At 70.9% G+C, this 19,463-nt stretch carries 17 protein-coding genes; 13 read left to right on the top strand and 4 right to left on the bottom strand.

The window, feature by feature from the left end; all coding sequences use genetic code 11:
* The first annotated feature begins 367 nt into the window (after nucleotides 1–367).
* The gene (locus tag ACVCAG_RS24575) at nucleotides 368–1,201 is read left to right on the top strand and encodes a hypothetical protein (protein WP_440084976.1); all 834 of its coding nucleotides are present in this window, start codon (nucleotides 368–370) and stop codon (nucleotides 1,199–1,201) included.
* 36 nt (nucleotides 1,202–1,237) lie between these two features.
* Here the strand turns inward: ACVCAG_RS24575 and ACVCAG_RS24570 are convergent, their stop codons facing one another.
* Nucleotides 1,238–2,272, bottom strand: coding sequence for a substrate-binding domain-containing protein (locus ACVCAG_RS24570; protein WP_440084975.1), 1,035 nt, complete (start codon nucleotides 2,270–2,272; stop codon nucleotides 1,238–1,240).
* Between the two features lie 181 nt (nucleotides 2,273–2,453).
* On the opposite strand from ACVCAG_RS24570, the gene ACVCAG_RS24565 reads away from it, so the two are divergent.
* The 8 genes from ACVCAG_RS24565 to hisG all read left to right on the top strand — a co-directional run bounded on the left by ACVCAG_RS24565 (nucleotide 2,454) and on the right by hisG (nucleotide 11,815).
* Nucleotides 2,454–4,244, top strand: coding sequence for an ABC transporter substrate-binding protein (locus tag ACVCAG_RS24565; protein ID WP_440084974.1), 1,791 nt, complete (start codon nucleotides 2,454–2,456; stop codon nucleotides 4,242–4,244).
* Between the two features lie 153 nt (nucleotides 4,245–4,397).
* Entirely contained in the window at nucleotides 4,398–5,393 is a 996-nt protein-coding gene (locus ACVCAG_RS24560) for an ABC transporter permease subunit (protein ID WP_440084973.1), read from the top strand.
* A complete protein-coding gene (locus ACVCAG_RS24555) occupies nucleotides 5,390–6,295 on the top strand; it encodes an ABC transporter permease (protein ID WP_447190345.1) in 906 nt (301 codons plus the stop codon). The genes ACVCAG_RS24560 and ACVCAG_RS24555 overlap by 4 nt, the downstream gene beginning before the upstream one ends.
* Nucleotides 6,296–7,237 (top strand): ABC transporter ATP-binding protein, encoded by a 942-nt coding sequence (locus ACVCAG_RS24550; RefSeq protein WP_447190344.1) that lies wholly within the window; start codon nucleotides 6,296–6,298, stop codon nucleotides 7,235–7,237. It begins immediately after the preceding gene.
* Between the two features lie 18 nt (nucleotides 7,238–7,255).
* Entirely contained in the window at nucleotides 7,256–8,137 is an 882-nt protein-coding gene (locus ACVCAG_RS24545; protein WP_447190343.1) for an ABC transporter ATP-binding protein, read from the top strand.
* Nucleotides 8,134–10,503 (top strand): glycosyl hydrolase 2 galactose-binding domain-containing protein, encoded by a 2,370-nt coding sequence (locus ACVCAG_RS24540; RefSeq protein ID WP_447190342.1) that lies wholly within the window; start codon nucleotides 8,134–8,136, stop codon nucleotides 10,501–10,503. The genes ACVCAG_RS24545 and ACVCAG_RS24540 overlap by 4 nt, the downstream gene beginning before the upstream one ends.
* A gap of 142 nt (nucleotides 10,504–10,645) precedes the next feature.
* Nucleotides 10,646–10,909, top strand: a complete 264-nt coding sequence (locus tag ACVCAG_RS24535) for a phosphoribosyl-ATP diphosphatase (protein WP_012892448.1) — start codon at nucleotides 10,646–10,648, stop codon at nucleotides 10,907–10,909.
* Nucleotides 10,910–10,969: 60 nt separating this feature from the next.
* Nucleotides 10,970–11,815, top strand: coding sequence for an ATP phosphoribosyltransferase (hisG, locus tag ACVCAG_RS24530; protein ID WP_440084969.1), 846 nt, complete (start codon nucleotides 10,970–10,972; stop codon nucleotides 11,813–11,815).
* A 154-nt stretch (nucleotides 11,816–11,969) separates the two neighbouring features.
* On the opposite strand, the gene ACVCAG_RS24525 is transcribed toward hisG, so the two are convergent.
* From ACVCAG_RS24525 to ACVCAG_RS24515, 3 genes are all read right to left on the bottom strand, one after another.
* Nucleotides 11,970–12,821, bottom strand: coding sequence for an SIP domain-containing protein (locus tag ACVCAG_RS24525; RefSeq protein ID WP_440084968.1), 852 nt, complete (start codon nucleotides 12,819–12,821; stop codon nucleotides 11,970–11,972).
* 50 nt (nucleotides 12,822–12,871) lie between these two features.
* Nucleotides 12,872–14,227 (bottom strand): aminotransferase class V-fold PLP-dependent enzyme, encoded by a 1,356-nt coding sequence (locus ACVCAG_RS24520; RefSeq protein WP_447190341.1) that lies wholly within the window; start codon nucleotides 14,225–14,227, stop codon nucleotides 12,872–12,874.
* A 200-nt stretch (nucleotides 14,228–14,427) separates the two neighbouring features.
* Nucleotides 14,428–15,525, bottom strand: a complete 1,098-nt coding sequence (locus ACVCAG_RS24515; RefSeq protein ID WP_440084966.1) for an EAL domain-containing protein — start codon at nucleotides 15,523–15,525, stop codon at nucleotides 14,428–14,430.
* Nucleotides 15,526–15,656: 131 nt separating this feature from the next.
* Here ACVCAG_RS24515 and ACVCAG_RS24510 point away from each other — a divergent pair, with 131 nt between their 5' ends.
* The 4 genes from ACVCAG_RS24510 to ACVCAG_RS24495 all read left to right on the top strand — a co-directional run bounded on the left by ACVCAG_RS24510 (nucleotide 15,657) and on the right by ACVCAG_RS24495 (nucleotide 19,459).
* A complete protein-coding gene (locus ACVCAG_RS24510) occupies nucleotides 15,657–16,313 on the top strand; it encodes an acVLRF1 family peptidyl-tRNA hydrolase (protein ID WP_440084965.1) in 657 nt (218 codons plus the stop codon).
* A gap of 280 nt (nucleotides 16,314–16,593) precedes the next feature.
* A complete protein-coding gene (locus ACVCAG_RS24505; protein ID WP_362685863.1) occupies nucleotides 16,594–18,192 on the top strand; it encodes an ABC-F family ATP-binding cassette domain-containing protein in 1,599 nt (532 codons plus the stop codon).
* A gap of 114 nt (nucleotides 18,193–18,306) precedes the next feature.
* Entirely contained in the window at nucleotides 18,307–18,522 is a 216-nt protein-coding gene (locus tag ACVCAG_RS24500; protein WP_030904785.1) for a helix-turn-helix domain-containing protein, read from the top strand.
* A gap of 133 nt (nucleotides 18,523–18,655) precedes the next feature.
* Entirely contained in the window at nucleotides 18,656–19,459 is an 804-nt protein-coding gene (locus ACVCAG_RS24495; RefSeq protein WP_440084964.1) for an enoyl-CoA hydratase-related protein, read from the top strand.
* Nucleotides 19,460–19,463: the final 4 nt, after the last annotated feature.

Genomic DNA, 19,463 nt, shown 5'->3' with positions numbered 1-19,463 from the left:
CACCCTGAAGGGCCGGTACGGCATCCGCCGTACCGGCCCTTCGGCTTTCCGGGGCTTTGCGGGGCTTTCCAGGGCTTTGCCCGGGGCTTCGCGCGACCGCGTCGGCGCCGAGCCGCCGCCCGGCCGGCGCCCGCCGGCGGCATGTCGCCCTGGCCGGGCCTTCCCGGTGGCCGGCGGGACAACGGCGGCAGGGGTCGATGCCGGCGGCTGCCGGATCCCGTGGTTGACGATCTAGCTTCAGCCGTCATTATGGCTGTATATCCCGCTATTTCCGTTCAACTTCGAATGCCCTGGGGGCCGGGCACTCTCCGCCGGGCTGCCCGCGTGATCAATTGATGCGTCCGGGATCTCCGAGATAAGAGGATAAATGCGCCTTTCGTGGTCCAGCCTCCGTGTTCTCGCTCGCCTTCCCCTCGTCGTCCTGCTGGCCACGGCCGTCGCCGCCGTTCCCACCGCGTCCCACGCCACGTCCGCCGTTCCCCACGCCGCGTCCTCAGCGTCCTCAGCGTCCTCAGCGTCCTCAGCGCAGAGTTACCGCGTCCTGCAGCTCAACCTCTGCCACAGCGGCGTCAACACCTCCTGTTTCAACGGGGCCGACGTCATCCAGGAGGCGCGCGACATCATCGGCGCCAGGCAGCCGCAGGCCGTCACGCTCAACGAGATCTGCCGCGACGACCTGGCCCAGTTGGCCCCCTCGATGGGGAACGGCCACCGGGCGTTCGCCCCGGCGCTGCGGCCCGACGGCACGCCGGTGCGCTGCGTCAACGGGGACGAGTACGGCAACGGGCTGCTCTTCCGCGCCACCGGGGCGACGAACTTCTCCGGCGTCTACGCCACCCAGGACGGCGGGAGCGAGAGGCGCGTCTACGTGTGCGCCGAGTTCCCCGACCTCACCGGTTGCACCACCCACCTGTCGACCACGGGGAGCGTCGCCATGGCGCAGTGCAAGGCCGCCATCGCCATGCTGCGCGACCGGGGCGCCGCCACCAGGCCGACCTTCCTGGCCGGTGACTTCAACATGAGGTACGCGCCGCTGTTCGGGCAGAACGTCCAGAACTGCAACTCCGCTCCCTTCTTCAGGAAGGGGGACGGGGACGTGCAGCACGTCTTCGCGGCGAGCATGGGCTTCGAGCGCACCGACGTCATCTCCATGAGGTACACCGACCACCCCGCGCTGCTCGTCACCCTGACCAAGCCGTGACGGGGCCGTGACGGGGCCGTGACGGGGCCTTGCCGGTCAGGCCCCTCGCAGGGACCCGGCCGGCGGGGGCGGGGGAGCGGTGCTGCCCCTGGGAGTGAGGCGGGCGGCCTCGTCCTGGTAGGGGCCGGCCTCCTCCCCGGCGACGAGGGAGAGGAGCCTGCGGGCGGCGTGGGCGCCGTAGGCGGAGATGTCGCGGCTCAACGCGGTGAGCGGCGGGCGGACGACCCGCGAGAGCGGGGAGTCGTCCCAGGCGACGATGGACAGGTCGCGCGGGACGTCCAGGCGCAGGTCCTGGGCGGCCGACAGCCCGGCGACGGCCATGATGTCGTTGTCGTAGACGATCGCGGTGGGCCGGGCGGGGGAGCCGAGCAGGCGCCGGGTGGCGCGGGCGCCCTCCTCGCCGGTGTGGTCGGTGTGCACGGTCACCTGCTCGGCGACGCCGTCGCAGGCCTCGGCGAAGGCGCGGTCGCGCAGCACGGTGTGCACCAGGTGCGGCGGCCCGGCGACCCTGGCGATCCTGCGGTGGCCGAGCGCGACGAGATACTCCACCGTCTCGCGGACGGCGCCGCCGACGTCGGACCAGACGGGGACCAGCGACCCCGCCCCCGCCGGATCGCCGATCACCACGGCCGGCAGGCCCAGCGCCTCGAAGGCGGGGATCCGGGGGTCGTCCACGTGCAGGTCGACCAGGATGGCGCCGTCGACGCGGCCCTCTCCCCACCAGCGGCGGTAGACCGCGACCTCCTGACCGTGGTCGGCGACCACCTGCAGCATGAGCGCGTACGAGCGGGCCGACAGCTCGCCCTCGATGCCGCTGACGAGCTCCATGAAGAAGGGGTCCATGCCGAGGGTGCGGGCCGGGCGGCACAGGGCCAGGCCGACGGTGTGGGCCCGCGCGCCGTTCAGGGCGCGGGCCGCGCTGCTGGGACGCCAGCCGATCTCCTCGGCGATCGCCAGGATCCTGGCGCGGGTGCCCTCCGAGACGCCGGGCTGCCCGTTGAGGGCGTACGAGACGGCGCCCTTCGAGACCCCGGCCCGCCTGGCGACGTCCGCGATCGTCGGTCTCCTCATGATCCTCTCTCCCCGACCGCTCCCCTCCTGCCTGCGGTGATTGTAGCTGAACCGGTCTAGCCGCCTATTGACAGTGCAGACACATTGACTTTACGGTCGCGTTACTTATCCGGTTCAGCAAGCGCATGCGGTCGCGTTTAAATCGGTTGGGAGCGCTCCCATGCTGGAGAGGAGACTGTCGATGCGGATTCGACGAAGGTTCGCGATCCTCGGGGCGGCGGCCTGCGCGGCCTGCATGGCCGTGGCGGGGTGCACCGGAGGGTCCACCACGCCGTCCGCTCCGAGCGCGGCGCCGCAGGGTTCCGGCGGAGCGGCCCCGTCGGCCGGAGCGGGCGGGGCGGGTGACGCGAACGCCGCGTTCCCCCGCAACGAGACCCTGTACACCAGCGGCACCCAGTGGGGTCCCCCGGCCAACTGGAACCCGCTGCGGACCTGGGACTCGGCCGTCGGCACCAAGGGGCTCATCTACGAGACCCTGTTCCTGTACGACCCCCAGACGGACAAGTTCACCCCCTGGCTGGCCGAGAGCGGCACCTGGACGGACGACAAGACCTACGAGCTCAAGCTCCGGCAGGGGGTCACCTGGGCCGACGGCAAGCCCTTCACCGCCGACGACGTCGTCTTCACGGTCGAGCTCGGCAAGATGAAGACCGTCCCCTACGCCAACCTGTGGGACTGGCTGGAGAAGGCGGAGGCGGTCGATCAGGGTACGGTCAGGTTCACCTTCTCCAAGGCCAACTACCAGCAGTGGGCCAACTGGGTCTACGGCAACGCGATCGTCCCCAAGCACATCTGGGAAGGGCTCTCCGAGGAGGAGGTGCTGAACGGCGTCAACGAGAAGCCGGTCGGCACCGGGCCGTACGCCTACCACAGCCACGACCAGGACCGGATGGCCCTGGTCAAGCGCGACGGCTGGTGGGCCACCGCCGCGCTGGGCAAGGACGTCAAGCCCAAGTACGTCGTCGACATCGTCAACTCCAGCAACGAGGTCGCGATGGGCCTGCTGCTGCAGAAGGGCCTGGACCTCAGCAACAACTTCCTGCCCGGGGTGGCCAACCTCGTCAAGGGCAACTTCGGCGTCCAGACGTACTATCCGGAACCGCCCTACATGCTCTCGGCCAACACCGCCTTCCTGGTGCCCAACACCACGAAGAAGCCGATGAACGACCCCGCCTTCCGCAAGGCGCTCGCCAACTCCATCGACACCAAGAAGATCGTCGAAGGCGTCTACGGCAACCTGGTCAAGGCGGCGAGCCCGACCGGCCTGCTGCCGCAGTGGGACAAGTACGTCGACCAGGCCGTGGTGAGCGAGAAGGGCTTCTCCTTCGACACCAAGAAGGCGAAGAAGCTCCTGGCCGACGCCGGGTACAAGGACGGCGACGGCGACGGGTTCGTGGAGAACAAGGACGGCTCCAAGGCCTCGCTGAAGCTCATCGTCCCGGCCGGGTGGACCGACTGGATGGAGGCGAGCCGGGTCATCGCCGAGGGCGCCAAGGCGGCCGGGATCGACCTCACCCCCGACTTCCCCGACTACAACGCGCTGGTCGACCAGCGCACGTCCGGCAAGTTCGACCTGCTGCTCAACAACGAGCGGCAGCTGTCCAACACCCCCTGGATGTACTACGACTACATGTTCCGGCTGCCGATCAACAAGCAGCAGAACACCGTCAACTTCGGCCGCTACGAGAACAAGAAGGTCTGGGACCTCGTCCAGGAGCTCGACGGCAAGAAGGCCGACGACGCCGAGGGCATGAAGCAGGTCGCCTCGGAGATCCAGAAGATCCACCTGGACGATCTGCCGGTGATCCCGCTCTGGTACAACGGCCTGTGGGCGCAGACCAGCAACGCGGTCTGGACCAACTGGCCGTCCTCGGCCGCGGGCACCCCCAAGACCCCGCCGACCATGTGGCGCAACTGGCTGGAGCTGGGCGGGGTGCTGACCCTGACCGAGCTGAAGCCCGCCGGCGGCTGACCCCGCGATCCTCGTCCCCCTCCCCGCGCGCCGCCCGGACGTCCCGTCCGGACTCCCGCCCGGTACGTCCGCCCGGACTCCGGGCGGGCCCGCCGGGCCCCGTTCCGGGGCCGCACGGGGGAGGGGCTCATCTCGCCGATTCTGGAGGATCGCGTGCGACGCTATTTCGGCCGGAAGCTGCTCGTGTACGGGCTCACCTTCCTCGTGGCCGTCACGATCAACTGGATGATCCCGCGCTTCATGCCCGGCGACCCGGTCCAGAGCATGCTGGCCAGGGCCAACGTGTCACAGCCTGCCGCCGTGGAGGCGATGCGCGCCCACTACACGAACCTGTTCGGGCTCGACCTGCCGCTCTGGAAGCAGTACGCCAACTTCTGGGCCGCGCTCTTCCGGGGCGACCTGGGCACCAGCATCTGGCTGTTCCCCACCCCGGTGACCGACGTCATCGTGCGGGCGGTGCCGTACACGCTGGCGCTGCTCATCCCGTCCATCCTGCTCAGCTGGTGGGCGGGCAACAGGTTCGGCGCCTTCGCGGCCAGGCGGAAGTGGCTGGACAACACGGCCCTGCCGATCGGGTACGTGCTCACCGCCACGCCCTACATGTGGCTGGCCATCCTGATGGCCTGGGGGCTGGGCGTCGTCGCGGGGGTCTTCCCCGTCTCCGGCGGCTACAGCTTCTCCATGCGGCCCAACTGGTCGTGGGAGTTCCTCGGGGACCTGGCGCTGCACTGGTTCCTGCCGTTCGTCTCGCTCTTCCTCGTCGCGTTCGGCGGCTGGGCGATCGGCATGCGCAACATGATCATTTACGAGCTGGAGGCCGACTACTCCACCTACCTGTCCTCGCTCGGGGCCTCGCAGCGGCTCATCCGTCGCTACGCGTTCAGGAACGCGGTCCTGCCGCAGATCACCGGCCTGGCCCTGCAGCTCGGCGTGCTCGTGGCCGGAGCCCTGGTCACCGAGATCGTCTTCTCCTATCCGGGACTCGGCCACCTGATCCTCAAGGCGATCCAGAACCAGGACTTCTTCCTGCTGCAGGGGGCCTTCCTGTTCATCGTCGTGGGCGTGCTGATCGCCAACTTCATCATCGACATCGTCTACGTCCTGGTCGATCCGCGTACCAGGACCGGGATGGGAGGGGAGGCCGCGTGACCGCCGTGCCCGCGGACCCGCGCCCGGACGGGAAGGCCGCCGTGACGGCCGTGCCCGCGAGGCGCCGCGAGGGCCTGTACTTCGCGATGCGCAACGGGAAGCTGCTGGCGGGGCTGGCCGTGCTGGTCCCGCTGCTCGTCCTGGCCGTCGCCGCTCCCGTGATCGCCGGAGGCGACCCCAACGCCTACGTCGCCACCCCCGCCTCGCCGCCCTCGGCCGAGCACTGGTTCGGCACCACCATGTTCGGCCAGGACATCTTCGCCCAGTTCGTCTACGGCCTGAGTCTCACCTTCCAGGTGGGGGTGCTCGGCGGCGGGCTGGCCGCGATCATCGGCATGACGGTCGGCTTCACCGCCGGGTACCGGGGCGGGCTGGTCGACGAGGTGCTGAACATGCTCACCAACATCGTCCTGGTCCTGCCCGCGCTCGCGGTGCTGCTGATCGTCAACGCCTACCTCGGGGTCCGCAGCGTCGGCGTGCAGGCGCTCTTCATCGGGCTCACCTCCTGGCCCTGGGCGGCCAGGGCCATCAGGGCCCAGACGTTCTCGCTGCGCTCGCGCGACTTCGTGGACCTGGCCCGGCTCAGCGGGGTACGCACCTGGAAGATCATCGCCAGGGAGATCGCGCCCAACATGAGCTCGTACCTCTTCATGACCTTCATCCTGCTGTTCGGCGGGTCGGTCCTGATCGCCGCCTCGCTCGACTTCATCGGCCTCGGTCCCAGCGAGGGCGTCTCGCTCGGCCTGATGCTCAACAACGCGGCCCGCTGGAGCGCCCTCCACCTGGGCATGTGGTGGTGGTTCGTCCCGCCGGGGGCCGGGATCACCGCCATCGTCGGCGCCCTCTACGTGATGAACGTCGGCCTCGACGAGGTGTTCAACCCGAAACTGCGGGAGCTGTGAATGACTCTGCGCGTGAACGACCTGCGGGTCCACTACCGGACCCTGCGCGGCGAGGTGCGGGCGCTCGACGGCGTCAGCTTCGACGTCGGCGACGGCGAGATCCTCGGCCTGGCGGGCGAGTCCGGCTGCGGCAAGACGACCCTCGGCAAGAGCCTCATCAGGATGGACGGCCGGATGCGGCTGGCCGGGGGCGGTGCCGAGCTGGACGGCGAGGAGCTGCCGATCGGCGACGACCGCCGGATGAACCCCTTCCGGTTCAGCCGGGTCTCCCTCATCCCGCAGTACTCCATGAGCGCGCTGAACCCCACCAGGAAGATCGGCCGGATGGTCGCCGAGCTGCTCGCCTCCCGGGGCGAGCGCCTCGACGTCACCGAGCTGGAACGTCGTCTCGACCTGGTCGAGCTGTCCCGCGGCGTCCTGGACCGCTACCCGATCGAGCTGTCGGGCGGGATGAAGCAGCGGATGGTGATGGTCGTCTCCACCCTGCTCGACCCGTCCCTGCTCATCGCCGACGAGATCACCTCCGCGCTCGACGTGTCGACCCAGAAGGCCGTGGCCAGGACCCTGGTGGAGTTCAGGGACCGGGGTTTCGTGCGCAGCATGATCTTCATCACCCACGACATCTCGCTGACCTACCAGATCGCCGACACGATCATGGTCATGTACGCGGGGAGGCTGGCCGAGAAGGCTCCGGCAGGGGTGATCGTCAACGAGCCGCGCCATCCGTACACGCGGATGCTGATCTCCTCGCTGCCCGAGGTCGGCGTCCGCCACGCCGAGCGCAGGCTGTCGGGCATCCCCGGGAGGCCTCCCTCGCTGCTCGACCCGCCCTCCGGCTGCCGGTTCAGGGACCGCTGCCCGCTCGCCTTCGAAAGATGCGCGGAGGACCCTCCGCCGGTCGAGGTCGCCCCCGGCCACCACGTCGCCTGCTGGAAGGCCTGACCCGAAGGATTCACGACGATGCTGAGACTCGAAGGGGTCACCAAGACCTACAGGGTGGGTGCCTTCGGCACCGCGGCCCTCACCGCCGTCGACGACGTGAGCCTGGACCTGGCACCGGGGGAGGTGGTCTCCCTCATCGGCGAGAGCGGCAGCGGCAAGACGACCCTCGGCAAGACCGTCCTCGGGCTGATCCGCCCGACGAAGGGCGTGATCACCCTCGACGGTGCCCCCGCCAGGCCGGGCAAGGCGTACTACCGGCACGTGCAGGGCGTGTTCCAGGACCCGTTCAGCTGCTACAACCCGATCTTCAAGGCCGACCGGGTGCTGCAGATGATCAAGGACGAGTACTTCCCCGGCGTCGCCGCCTCCGAGTGGGACGGCAGGATCGACGCGTCGCTCAAGGACGTCGGCCTCGATCCCGGGCAGATCCTGGGCCGCTACCCGCACCAGCTCAGCGGCGGCCAGCTGCAGCGCCTGCTGATCGCCAGGGCGCTCCTGCTCGACCTCAGGTACCTCGTCGCCGACGAGATCACCAGCATGCTCGACGCGTCCACCAGGATCGACGTCCTCAACCTGCTCGCCGACCTGAAGTCGCGCGGCCTCGGGGTGCTGTTCGTCACCCACGACCTGTCGCTGGGCAACTACATCAGCGAGCGGGCCGTGGTCCTGTACCGGGGGCAGGTGGTCGAGTCCGGTCCCACCGGCATGGTGTTCGGCAACCCCCTCCACCCGTACACGGCCAGGCTGCTGTCGTCGGTGCCCAGGCTCACCGCCCGGTGGGACGGCGAGCCCGCCGCCCCCGCCGAAGACGTGCGGGAAGGACCCTCCACACTGGTGGAGGCCGAACCGGGTCACCTCGTCCGGCGGGGCGACACCGCATCCATGGGGAGTGTGAATTGAGGGCGCTACACGACGGCTGGACCCTTCACCAGGTGGGCGCGGGCATCTCCCGCGTCCCGGCCACGGTGCCGGGGTGCGTGCACACCGACCTGTTGGCCGCCGGTCTCGTCGAGGACCCGTACCTGGACGACAACGAGAACCGGCTGACCTGGATCGGGCGCTCCGGCTGGGACTACGAGACGGTCTTCGTCTGGCACGCCGACGGGCACGACCGCACCGACCTGGTCTGCGAGGGCCTCGACACGGTCGCCACGGTCGAGCTCAACGGCGTCCGGGTCGCGAGCACGGCCAACCAGCACCGCTCCTACCGCTTTCCCGTACGGGAGCTGCTGCGCGAGGGCGAGAACACGCTGCGGGTGCGCTTCGCCTCCCCGGTGGCCTACGCCGAGGCGCGCAGGGCCGAGCTGGGCGACCGGCCCGGCAGCTACGAGGCGCCCTACCAGTTCATCCGCAAGATGGCCTGCAACTTCGGCTGGGACTGGGGCCCGGCCGTGGTCACCTCCGGCATCTGGCGGCCCATCGGCCTGGACGGCTGGAGCGGGGCCAGGCTGGCGTCGGTGCGGCCGCTGGTGAGCGGCGACGGGCGGGTCGAGGCGCACGTCACGGTCGAACGTGCCGACGACATGTCGGCCGCGCCCCTCACGCTGACCGCGGAGGTGGCCGGGGTCGTGGCGGAGACGGTGCTGGCCCCCGGCGAGCGCGAGGCCGTCCTGGAGGTACGGGTGCCCGAGCCCCGGCGCTGGTGGCCGCGCGGGTACGGCGCCCAGGACCGCTACGAGCTGACCGTGGGCCTGTCCGGACAGGGCGGCGAGGACACCTGGACGCGGCGGATCGGCTTTCGCGACGTGAGCCTGGACCGGGCCGGCGAGGGCTTCACCGTGGTCGTCAACGACGTGCCGGTGTTCGTGCGCGGCGTCAACTGGATCCCCGACGACTGCTTCCCGGCCCGCGTCACCCGCGAACGCCTGGCCGAACGCTTCGGCCAGGCCACCGGCGCGAACGTCAACCTGCTGCGGGTGTGGGGCGGCGGCCTGTACGAGAGCGAGGACTTCTACGACCTGGCCGACGAGCTCGGCCTGCTCGTCTGGCAGGATCTCCCCTTCGCCTGCGCCGCCTACCCCGAGGAGGAACCCTTCGCCACCGAGGTCGAGGCCGAGGTCCGCGAGAACCTCGCCCGGCTGTCCTGGCGCCCCTCCCTGGCGCTGTGGTGCGGCAACAACGAGGCCCTCGAAGGCCACGCCGACTGGGGCTGGCAGGACGAGCTGGACGGGCGCACCTGGGGCGCGGGCTTCTACCACGGGCTGTTCCCGGCCCTGGTGGCCGAACTCGACCCCACCCGCCCCTACTGGCCGGGCAGCCCTTACTCCGGCCACCCCGGCCTGCCGCCCAACGCCCCCGCCCACGGCACCACCCACATCTGGGACGTGTGGAACCGCGAGGACTACACCCACTACGCCACCTACGCCCCCCGCTTCGCCGCCGAGTTCGGCTTCCAGGGCCCGCCGGCCCACGCCACGCTGCGCGAGGCCGTCAGCGGCGAGCTGACCCCCGACGCGCCCCTGGTCCTGCACCACCAGAAGGCCCACGAGGGCAACGCCAAGCTCCTGCGCGGCCTGGGCGAGCACCTGCCCGCCCCGCAGACCTACGACGACTGGCACTACCTGACCCAGCTCAACCAGGCCAGGGCGGTCACCTTCGGCGTCGAACGCTTCCGCGCCCTGGCCCCCTACTGCGCCGGCACCATCGTCTGGCAGCTCAACGACTGCTGGCCGGTCACCTCCTGGTCGGCCGTCGACGGCCGCGGCCGGCGCAAGCCGCTGTGGTACGCGCTGCGCCGCGTCTACGCCGACCGTCTCCTGAGCGTCCAGGACGGCGCCGTGGCCGTGGTCAACGACGGCCCGGAACCCTGGACGGGCGAGCTGGAACTCCAGCGGCTCGCCCTGAGCGGGGAACCGCTGACCAAGGAGAGCGTCCGGGTCGACGTGGCACCCCGCTCGGTGACGAGGGTGCCGCTCCCGGACCCGGTGGCCGTCCCGGGAGACCCGTCGGCCGAGCTGCTGTCGGTACGGCTGGGCGGGCACCACACGCTCCACTTCTTCGCCGAGGACACCCGCGTCGCCTTCCCCGCCGCCGTCCACGACACCGAGGTGGCCGAGGCGGAGGGCGGCGGCCTGGACGTCACCGTCACCGCCCGCACCCTCCTGCGCGACCTGGCCCTGTTCCCCGACCGCCTCGACCCGGCCTCCTCGGTCGACGACATGCTCATCACCCTGCTGCCCGGCGAGAGCGTCACCCTGCACGTCACCGGCTCGCCCGACCCCGCCGCCCTCGTCACCCGCCCGGTGCTGCGCTGCGTCAACGACTGAGCGCTCCGGGGAGGTTTCCGGCCGTCCGGGGGAAAGGGGACGACGACCGGGCGGCGCGCGTCCCAGAGCGTGGACCTGCACGCGCCGGGGGCCGACGGCCCGTTAGGCTTGACGGGCACATCCGACGACGCCGAGAGAGACCATGAAGACCTTCGAAGAGCTGTACGCCGAGCTGTCCGACAAGGCGCGCACCCGGCCCGAGGGCTCGGGCACCGTGGCCGCGCTGGACGCCGGGGTCCATGCCATCGGCAAGAAGGTCGTGGAGGAGGCCGCCGAGAGCTGGATGGCGGCCGAGCACGAGTCGAACGAGCGGGCCGCCGAGGAGATCTCCCAGCTCCTCTACCACGTGCAGGTCCTCATGATCGCCAAGGGGATCGGACTGGACGAGGTCTACAAGCATCTGTGAGCCGGTGCGCCCGGCTCCGGCCCTCGTAGGCAATCCCGTCCACCTGTAAGGAAGCCCGCCATGCTGCGTCTCGCCGTACCCAACAAGGGCGCCCTCACCGAGGGTGCCCAGACGATCCTCAAGGAAGCCGGATACCGCGTCCGCAAGGACAGCAAGGAGCTCGTGGTCGCCGACCCGGAGAACTCCTGCGAGCTGTTCTTCCTGCGGCCCAAGGACATCGCCGTCTACGTCGGCGAGGGCACCCTGGACGCCGGGATCACCGGCCGCGACATGCTCCACGACTCCGGGGCGCGGGTCGAGGAGATCATCCCGCTCGGCTTCGGCCGCTCCACCTTCCGCTTCGCCGCCAACCCCGGCGACTTCGACTCCGTCGCCGACCTCAAGGGCAGGCGCGTCGCCACCGCCTACGCGGGGCTGCTGGAGACCTACCTCGCCGAGCAGGGCGTCGAGGCCCGGGTGATCAAGCTGGACGGCGCGGTCGAGACCGCCATCCGGCTGGGCGTGGCCGACGCCGTGGCCGACGTCGTGGAGACCGGCACCACGCTGCGCAACATCGGCCTGGAGGTGTTCGGCGAGCCGATCACCCACTCCGAGGGTGTGCTGATCAAGGGGGTCGGGACCGAGGAGACCCCGGGCCTGCGGCAGCTCATCCGCCGCCTGCAGGGCGTGCTGGTGGCGCGCGACTACGTGATGATGGACTACGACATCCGCGCCGAGCGGATCGAGGAGGCCATCGCCCTCACCCCCGGCATGGAGGGGCCGACGGTCTCCCCGCTGCACCGGGAGGGCTGGGTCGCGGTCCGGGCCATGGTCCCGCGCAAGGGGCACCAGCAGATCATGGACCAGCTCTGGGAGATGGGGGCCAAGGCCATCCTGGTGACCGCCATCTTCGCCTGCCGTCTCTGAGCCGCACCCTCGTCGCCTGCCGCCCCGGCCCGTAGCGCTGGGCACCCCGGGCGCGCCGCGCACCCCGGCGGGCCCGCCCCGCGTTCCCGCGGCGCCGGGGCGGCCCGCCGCCGGGGCCGAAGAGGCGGACCTCCCCGCCCGGCCGGACCCGCGGTCAGGAGGAGAGCGTCGCGGCCTCCTCGGCCTCGATCTGCTCGTTCCACTCGCGCTTGGAGGAACGCCAGGCCTCGTCGTCGCGGCCCAGGCGCCAGTAGCCCGAGATGGAGAGTCTCTCCAGCGGGATGCCGCGCTCGGCGCGCAGGTGGCGCCTGAGGTCGCGGACGAAGCCCGCCTCGCCGTGGACGAAGGCGTGCACGTCGCCGTCGGGGAAGTCGAGCTCGCGGACCGCCCTGACCAGCAGCTCGCCGTACGGGGCGCCCCCGCGGTGCAGCCAGACGATCCGCGCGTCACCGGGGGAGTCGATCTTCTGCTCCTCCTCGGGGCCCTCGACCTCGATGAAGGCCCAGGCCGGTGCTCCGGCGGGGAGGTTCTCCAGGGCGACGGCGATGGCGGGCAGCGCGCTCTCGTCTCCCGCGAACAGGTGCCAGCCGGCCTCGGGGTCGGGCGCGTACGCGCCGCCGGGGCCGAAGAAGTGGACCTCCTCGCCCGGCCGGACCCGGTCGGCCCACGGCCCCGCGAGGCCGCTGTCGCCGTGGTGGACGAAGTCGATCGTCAGCTCGCCCGCGTCGGCGTCCCAGCGGCGGACGGTGTAGGTGCGGGTGGTGGGCCACTGCTCGCGGGGCAGGTCGCGGCGGATCGCCTCCATGTCGAACGGCCGGGGGTAGCTCACCCCGGCCGGGGCGAACAGCAGCTTGACGTAGTGGTCGGTGTACTCGTCCGCGCGGAAACCGGCGAGACCCTCGCCGCCGAGCACCACCCGGATCATGTGGGGGGTGAGCCGCTCGACCCGCCGGACCAGGCAGCTCGTCACCTTCGGTGTGCGGCGCCCGGCCTTCTCGTCTGCCATGTGTCACTCCGTGGGAATCCAAGTTAGGTATACCTAACTCGTACCATACGTCACCTGAGGGCGGCGACGGCCTTCACCGCCTGGTCCACCTGTTCGGGGGTGGTGACGATCCCGGTACCGAAACGCAGGTAGACGTCCTGGTACGGGGTGGCGCTGGTGACGATCCGGTGGTCGCGGCGGAGCCTGCCCACCGCGGTGGGGGCGTCCATGCCGTCGACCACGCAGCAGACCAGCCCGGCCGACAGCTCGGCGGAGACCGGGGTGATCAGCCGCACGTTGGGCAGGCCCGCGAGCCCCGCCTTGAGCCGGGTGGCCTGCTCGGTGATCCTGGCCGCCACCCGCTCCTTGCCGATCGCCCTGTGGAAGGCGAACGCCTCGCCCAGCGCCCAGCGGTGCTCGAAACTGTGGTAGCCGCCGGGGGTGTGCAGCAGGCCGCCGGGGCCGTACGGCTCGTCGCCGGTCCCCGGATCGACGGTCACGTTGGAGAAGCTCGCGATCACCGGCAGCAGCGCGCCCCAGGCCTGCCCCCTGCCCCACAGGATGCCGGTGCCCCGGGGGCCGAACAGCCACTTGTGGGTGCCGCTGGCCAGGAAGTCGCAGCCCAGCTCCTCCACCCCGTCGGCCATCGCGCCGAAACCGTGCACCCCGTCCACGCACAGCAGCGCCCGGTCCCCGGCGTCCCTGGAGCGGTTGGCCTCGGCGACCATGTCGGCGATCGCCCTGACCGGCATCCGCACCCCGGTGCCCGAGTGCACCCAGGTGATCGCCACCACCCGGGTCCTCGGCGTGAGCGCGGCCTTCAGCCGGGAGACGATCTCGTCGGCGGAGGCCTTGGCCGGGTCGTCGTACAGGCCGACCCTGCGGACCTTGGCGCCGGTCCTGGCGGCGAGCAGTCGCAGGCTCTCGTGGGTGGCGAAGAAGTCGTGCTCGGTGGTGAGCACGTCCTGGCCGGGGAGCAGCCGCATGCCGCTGTAGAGCAGGCCCAGGCCCATCGTGGTGCTGTCGGTGAGGGCGACGTCGGGGGCGTCGGCGCCCAGGTAGGCGGCGGCGGCCTCGCGCACCGCCCCCTCCCTGTCCTCGCCGTGCAGGTAGGCGTCGGTGTCGGTGTCGAGGCCGCGCCGGTGTTCCTCGATCGCCCGCCGCACCTGGGCCGGGTGGGAGGCGAGGACGTAGGCGGCGAACTGCGCGTAGGAGGGGTCGAGCGGGAACTGGGCCCGCACCGACTCCCAGCTGGCGGGGTCGAACGGCGGAGGCTGCGGGGCGGCCGGGGTGGCCGGGGCGGCGGGGGCGGCGGGGGTGGCAGGGGTGTCGGCGGAGGTGCATCCGGACAGCGCGGCTCCGGCTCCGGCCAGGAGTCCCGCCCCGAGCAGTCCCCGCCGCCCGACCCGAGGTCCGCGATCGTCCATTCCGTGCCCCTTGTCGCCCCTCGTCGTCGTCTCGCCCTGTGCCCTTCCTACCGTGATCATGCGCGCCTGCCAAGGGGCGCGGCGCCGGCGCGGCGGATATTCGAATCTACAACGTAAAGGCGATGGCGCCCGGCATGGCGAGACGATCCGTCCCGACAACGGGCGGAACCGAGGAGCGAGGCCGGCGGGTGAAGGAGCCCTCAGCGCTGCATGGCCGCCACCTGGCGGATCAGGTCGGCGACCCGGACGACGCCCATGCAGCGGCCGACCTCGTCGGTGACGACCAGGTCGTCGTAGACGCGTTCGGCGTCGCGGCCCGCGACCTGCATGGCCGCTATGGCGGGGGTGGTCTTGGGAACCGTGCGCGCGGGGTCGGCCAGCCGCCCGGCGGCCTTCTTGCCGTGCAGGGCGTGACCGAAGCGCCCGGCGATCGACAGCAGGAAGCGGCTGCGGTCGAGGCTGCCCCTGGGACGCTGGTACTCGTCGACGAGGATCACGCTGGTGATGGACGGCTCGCTGCCGAAGGCGTCGATCACGGCCTCGGCGGTGGCCTCGTAGGGGAGGGTCACCGCGGGCAGCAGGAACTCGTGGACGCGGGGACCGAGCAGGAGCCGCGAGGGCTCCTGCTCGACGACCGGGAGCGGCACGTGCACCCGTCCCGACGGGCCGGGGATCAGCAGCGGGCCCTGGGCCAGCCGCACTCCCCAGCCGCGGATCACGGCGAGCTGCGCCTCGTCCCTCACTCCCGGGGCCAGCACGTGCGTCCCCGTTCCCCGCGCGAGCCGCGCCAGGCCCTCCCCGATCGCGGTGCGGCGCGGGTCGCCGGGCACCTGGTCGATCAGGTCCCGCGAGATCACCGCCAGGTACGGTGCCGCGTCGGCGAGCAGGTCCAGCGGGACGTGCGCGGTGCCCAGGTCGCCGACCGCGATGAGGTAGCCGATGGCGCGCAGGCCGTCCAGCCCGGTGAGCAGGGAGCGGCGCTCGAACTGGGCGAAGTCGCCTCGTACGGTGAGGATCACCTCGCGAGGCCGTCGGCCTGACGCGCGCAGGGCCTCGTGCAGCGGTGCGAGCGCGGCCGAGCCGCCGATCACCGCGGCCGTCGGCAGGGTGAGCACCAGGGGGAGCAGGGCCTCGCCCGCGGCGACGTCGCGCACCGTCTGGACGGTGGAGGAGATGTTCCCGCGTCCCTCGCCGTCCGCCTGGAAGGCGATGACGCCCCCGGTGTCGAGATCGACGACAGGCGTGACACCCGCGCCTGCCGCGGAGGCCTGCGGGACGGCTCGCGCTCTGGTCGTCACATTCCGAGCATGGGGCATTCTCTACCGTCACAGAAGTAACGCACTGTGATGTTCACCGATATTTCGCCATTCGTTGGACTTGACCAGTGAGACCGTGTGTTCGGCGAGGTCAGCCGGTAGTGTCGCGTTCCATGACGTCGCGACCGGCCAAGGGGGGAGGCCGCTGGGTCTCCGTGGCGCCCGAGCGCCTGAACCGCTGGATCGACGGCTTCGTCGACCGGCACGGCCCACCGAGCGTGACGGCCTCGGCCTCCGTCGTGCGCCTGGAGGGCGCTGACGGCGCGGTCGCCGAGTGCCAGGTGCCGTTCCCGCCGCTGACCTCCTCGGGGGGCGGCCCGATGGCGCGCCTGGTCACCCACGTGCGCACCGAGCGCAGGATCGGCGTGCTGCTGGTACGGCTGGGCGGCCACGCGGCGGGGATCTTCCAGGGTGCGGAGCTGCTCTCCTCCAAGGTGGGCTCGCGGCAGGTCCACGGGCGCAGCGCGGCGGGCGGCTGGTCCCAGCGGCGCTTCGCCCGGCGCAGGGAGAAGCAGGTGGACCAGGCGCACGAGGCGGCGGCCGAGGTGGCGCTGCGCGTCCTGGGCCCGCACGTGGGCGAGTTGGAGGCGGTCGTGCTGGGCGGCGACCGGCGCGCGGTCGACGCGCTGCGGCCCGACCGCAGGCTCGCGCCGGTCTTCGCGCTGGAGGCCGAGCCCTTCCTGACGGTCCCCGACCCGCGGCTGGTGATTCTCAAGGACACCCCCGCCCAGTTCCGCGCGGTCCGCATCAGGGTGAGCGATCCGGGATGACCGGGTCGCCGGTGAGCGGGTTCCGTGCGCAAGGGCCTGCGTGAACGGGGTTCGCGTGGCGGGGGCCCGCGTGCGCGGGTCCCCGGCGAGCGGGGCTCGACAAAACGTGGAGAAGCCGCCCGGTGTCGCGCCGTACACTGATCGGTATGCGCACTCCCGATTGACCGTCGTCCCGATGAAGGCGAGACGGCCGAGCCGAGAGCCGGGAGACACAGGGCGCGGCGGGTTCGGCCACAGTGAAGTGAGCCTGTGTATTTCCTGCTGGGAGTGTTCTCCAACCATGATCGTAGCTTCTGACATCGAATTGCGGGCCGGGGCCCGGCTGCTCATCGAGGGCGCGTCCTTCCGGGTGAACCCCGGTGACAAGATCGGGCTCGTCGGCCGGAACGGGGCCGGGAAGACCACGCTGACCCGCGTGCTCGCGGGAGAGGGGTCGGCCGCCTCGGGCACGGTCTCCATCAGCGGCGAGGTCGGCTACCTGCCGCAGGACCCGCGCACCGGCGACCTGCACGTGCTCGCCCGTGACCGCATCCTCTCGGCCCGGGGGCTCGACCAGGTGCTGCGCGAGCTGCGCGAGGCCGAGGCCGGCATGTCCTCGGCCGACGACCGCACCAGGGACCGCGCGGTCCGCGCCTACGGGCGCCTGGAGGACCGGCTGCACGTCCTGGGCGGGTACGCCGCCGAGTCGGAGGCCGCCTCCATCGCCTCCAGCCTGGGGCTGCCCGACCGGGTGCTCGGCCAGCCGCTGGAGACCCTCTCCGGAGGGCAGCGCAGGCGGGTGGAACTGGCCAGGATCCTCTTCAGCGGGGCGGAGACTCTCCTTCTTGACGAGCCGACAAACCACCTAGATGCGGACTCAATCGGGTGGCTTCGTGATTTTTTACGATCTCACCAGGGCGGCTTGATCATTATTAGCCACGACGTCACGCTTCTTGAAGCGACGGTAAACCGCGTCCTGCACCTCGACGCCAACCGCGCGGTGATCGACACCTACAACGTCGGCTGGAAGGCCTATCTGGCCCAGCGCGAGACCGACGAGAAGCGCAGGAGGCGCGAGCGCGCCAACGCCGAGAAGCAGGCCTCTGCCCTGATGTCGCAGGCCGACAAGATGCGCGCCAAGGCCACCAAGGCCAAGGCCGCGCAGGACATGCAGCGCCGCGCCGAGCGCCTGCTGTCCGGCCTGGAGGTGGAGCGGCGCAGCGACAAGGTCGCCAAGCTGCGCTTCCCCCAGCCCGCCCCGTGCGGGCGCACCCCGATCATGGCGGAGGGGCTGTCGAAGTCGTACGGCTCCCTGGAGGTCTTCACCGACGTCGACGCCGCCGTCGACAGGGGGAGCAGGGTCGTCATCCTGGGCCTGAACGGCGCGGGGAAGACCACTCTCCTGCGCATCCTGGGCGGCATCGAGGAGCCCGACACCGGCGCGGTCAAGCCGGGACACGGGCTCAAGCTGGGCTACTACGCGCAGGAGCACGAGACGATCGACCCCGAGCGGACCGTGCTGGAGAACATGCGCTCGGCCGGGGGAGAGCTGCCCGACGTGGAACTGCGCAAGGTCCTGGGCTCGTTCCTGTTCACCGGCGACGACGTGGACAAGCCCGCGGGAGTGCTGTCGGGCGGGGAGAAGACGCGGCTGGCGCTGGCCACGCTGGTGCTGTCCGCGGCCAACGTCCTCCTCCTGGACGAGCCCACGAACAACCTCGATCCGGCCAGCAGGGAACAAGTTCTTTCGGCGCTAACGTCCTATTCTGGGGCGATTGTGCTTGTCACGCATGATGAGGGTGCTGTAGAGGCTCTACGACCCGATAGGGTGATCTTGCTGCCTGACGGAGTTGAAGACGCGTGGAGCGACGAATTTTCCGATCTTGTGGCACTTGCCTGATCTTAATTTGAGCGGGTACGGATCTTTTCCCGTGGAGTAGGTAGCCGATCTCGCTGAAATGACTGATCATGGCGTGTGTAACGCTGCGGAAGTCTGGCACTACAGGAGGTACTCGTGGCCGAGACTCTGAAGAAGGGCACCCGGGTTACCGGGGCCGATCGTGAAAAACTGGCCTCCGATCTCAAGAAGCGCTACAGCGCGGGTGAAAGCATCCGTGCCCTGGCCGCTTCGACCGGCAGGTCGTACGGGTTCATCCACCGCATCCTGAGCGAGTCCGGCGTGACTCTGCGCGGGCGCGGTGGCGCCACCCGAGGCAAGTCCAAGCGCTGACCCCGCCTCGGAACGCGCGACCGCAGCCGCTCGTCCCCCACTCTGAAGCCGTCCCCGCCCGGACCTGTAGAACCTCATTCTGGGGAATCGATAGGCTCGGGCGAGGCGGACACCGAAGGTGGGAGAACAGGCGATGGCGGAAGTGGCGTTCGGGGGGAGTGCGGAGGAGATCTCTCTCGAGGAGGTCGGTCTGCGCTATGAGGTGGACGGCGAGATCGCGACGATCACGCTGGACCGTCCGGAGAAGCGGAACGCCCAGACGTTCGCCACCTGGTCGGCTCTGGCTCATATCGGTGACGGCCTGCCGCAGCAGGTGAGGGTCGTCGTGATCAGAGGTGAGGGGCCGTCCTTCTCGGCGGGGATCGATCTGAGGATGTTCACCCCGGAGGGAGTTCCCGGGCAGGGGTCGTTCGCGTCCTCCGCGACACTCGACGAGGCTGCTTTCGCCGAGCGGGTGGCGCAGGCCCAACGGGGTTTCCTCTGGCTGAGGCGTCCCGACATCGTCTCCGTGGCAGCCGTTCAGGGCCACGCGGTCGGTGCGGGGTTCCAGTTGGCGCTCGCCTGTGACCTGCGGGTCCTGGCGGACGACGCCAAACTGTGCATGAAGGAGCCGGCCCTCGGGCTGGTCCCGGACCTGACCGGCACCAAGCCGCTGGTCGACCTGGTGGGCCTGTCCAGGGCCATCGAGATCTGCCTGACCGCCCGCGTCGTGGGGGCGCAGGAGGCGGCGCGGATCGGCCTGGCCGAGCTGGTCGTCGCGCCGGAGGAGCTGACGCAGGCCGTACGCGACCTGACCGACGCGCTGCTGGCGACCGACCGCGACGCCGCGACGGCGACCAAGCGGCTGCTTCAGGGTGCTTCGGGGCGCACGCTGGAGGAGCAGTGCGCGGCCGAGGCGCGCGAGCAGGCGGGGCGCGTCAAGGCGCTTTTCGGGTAGGCCG

The sequence above is a fragment of the Streptosporangium sp. G12 genome (assembly GCF_052983175.1).
This window is presented reverse-complemented; position numbering and strand designations above follow the sequence as displayed.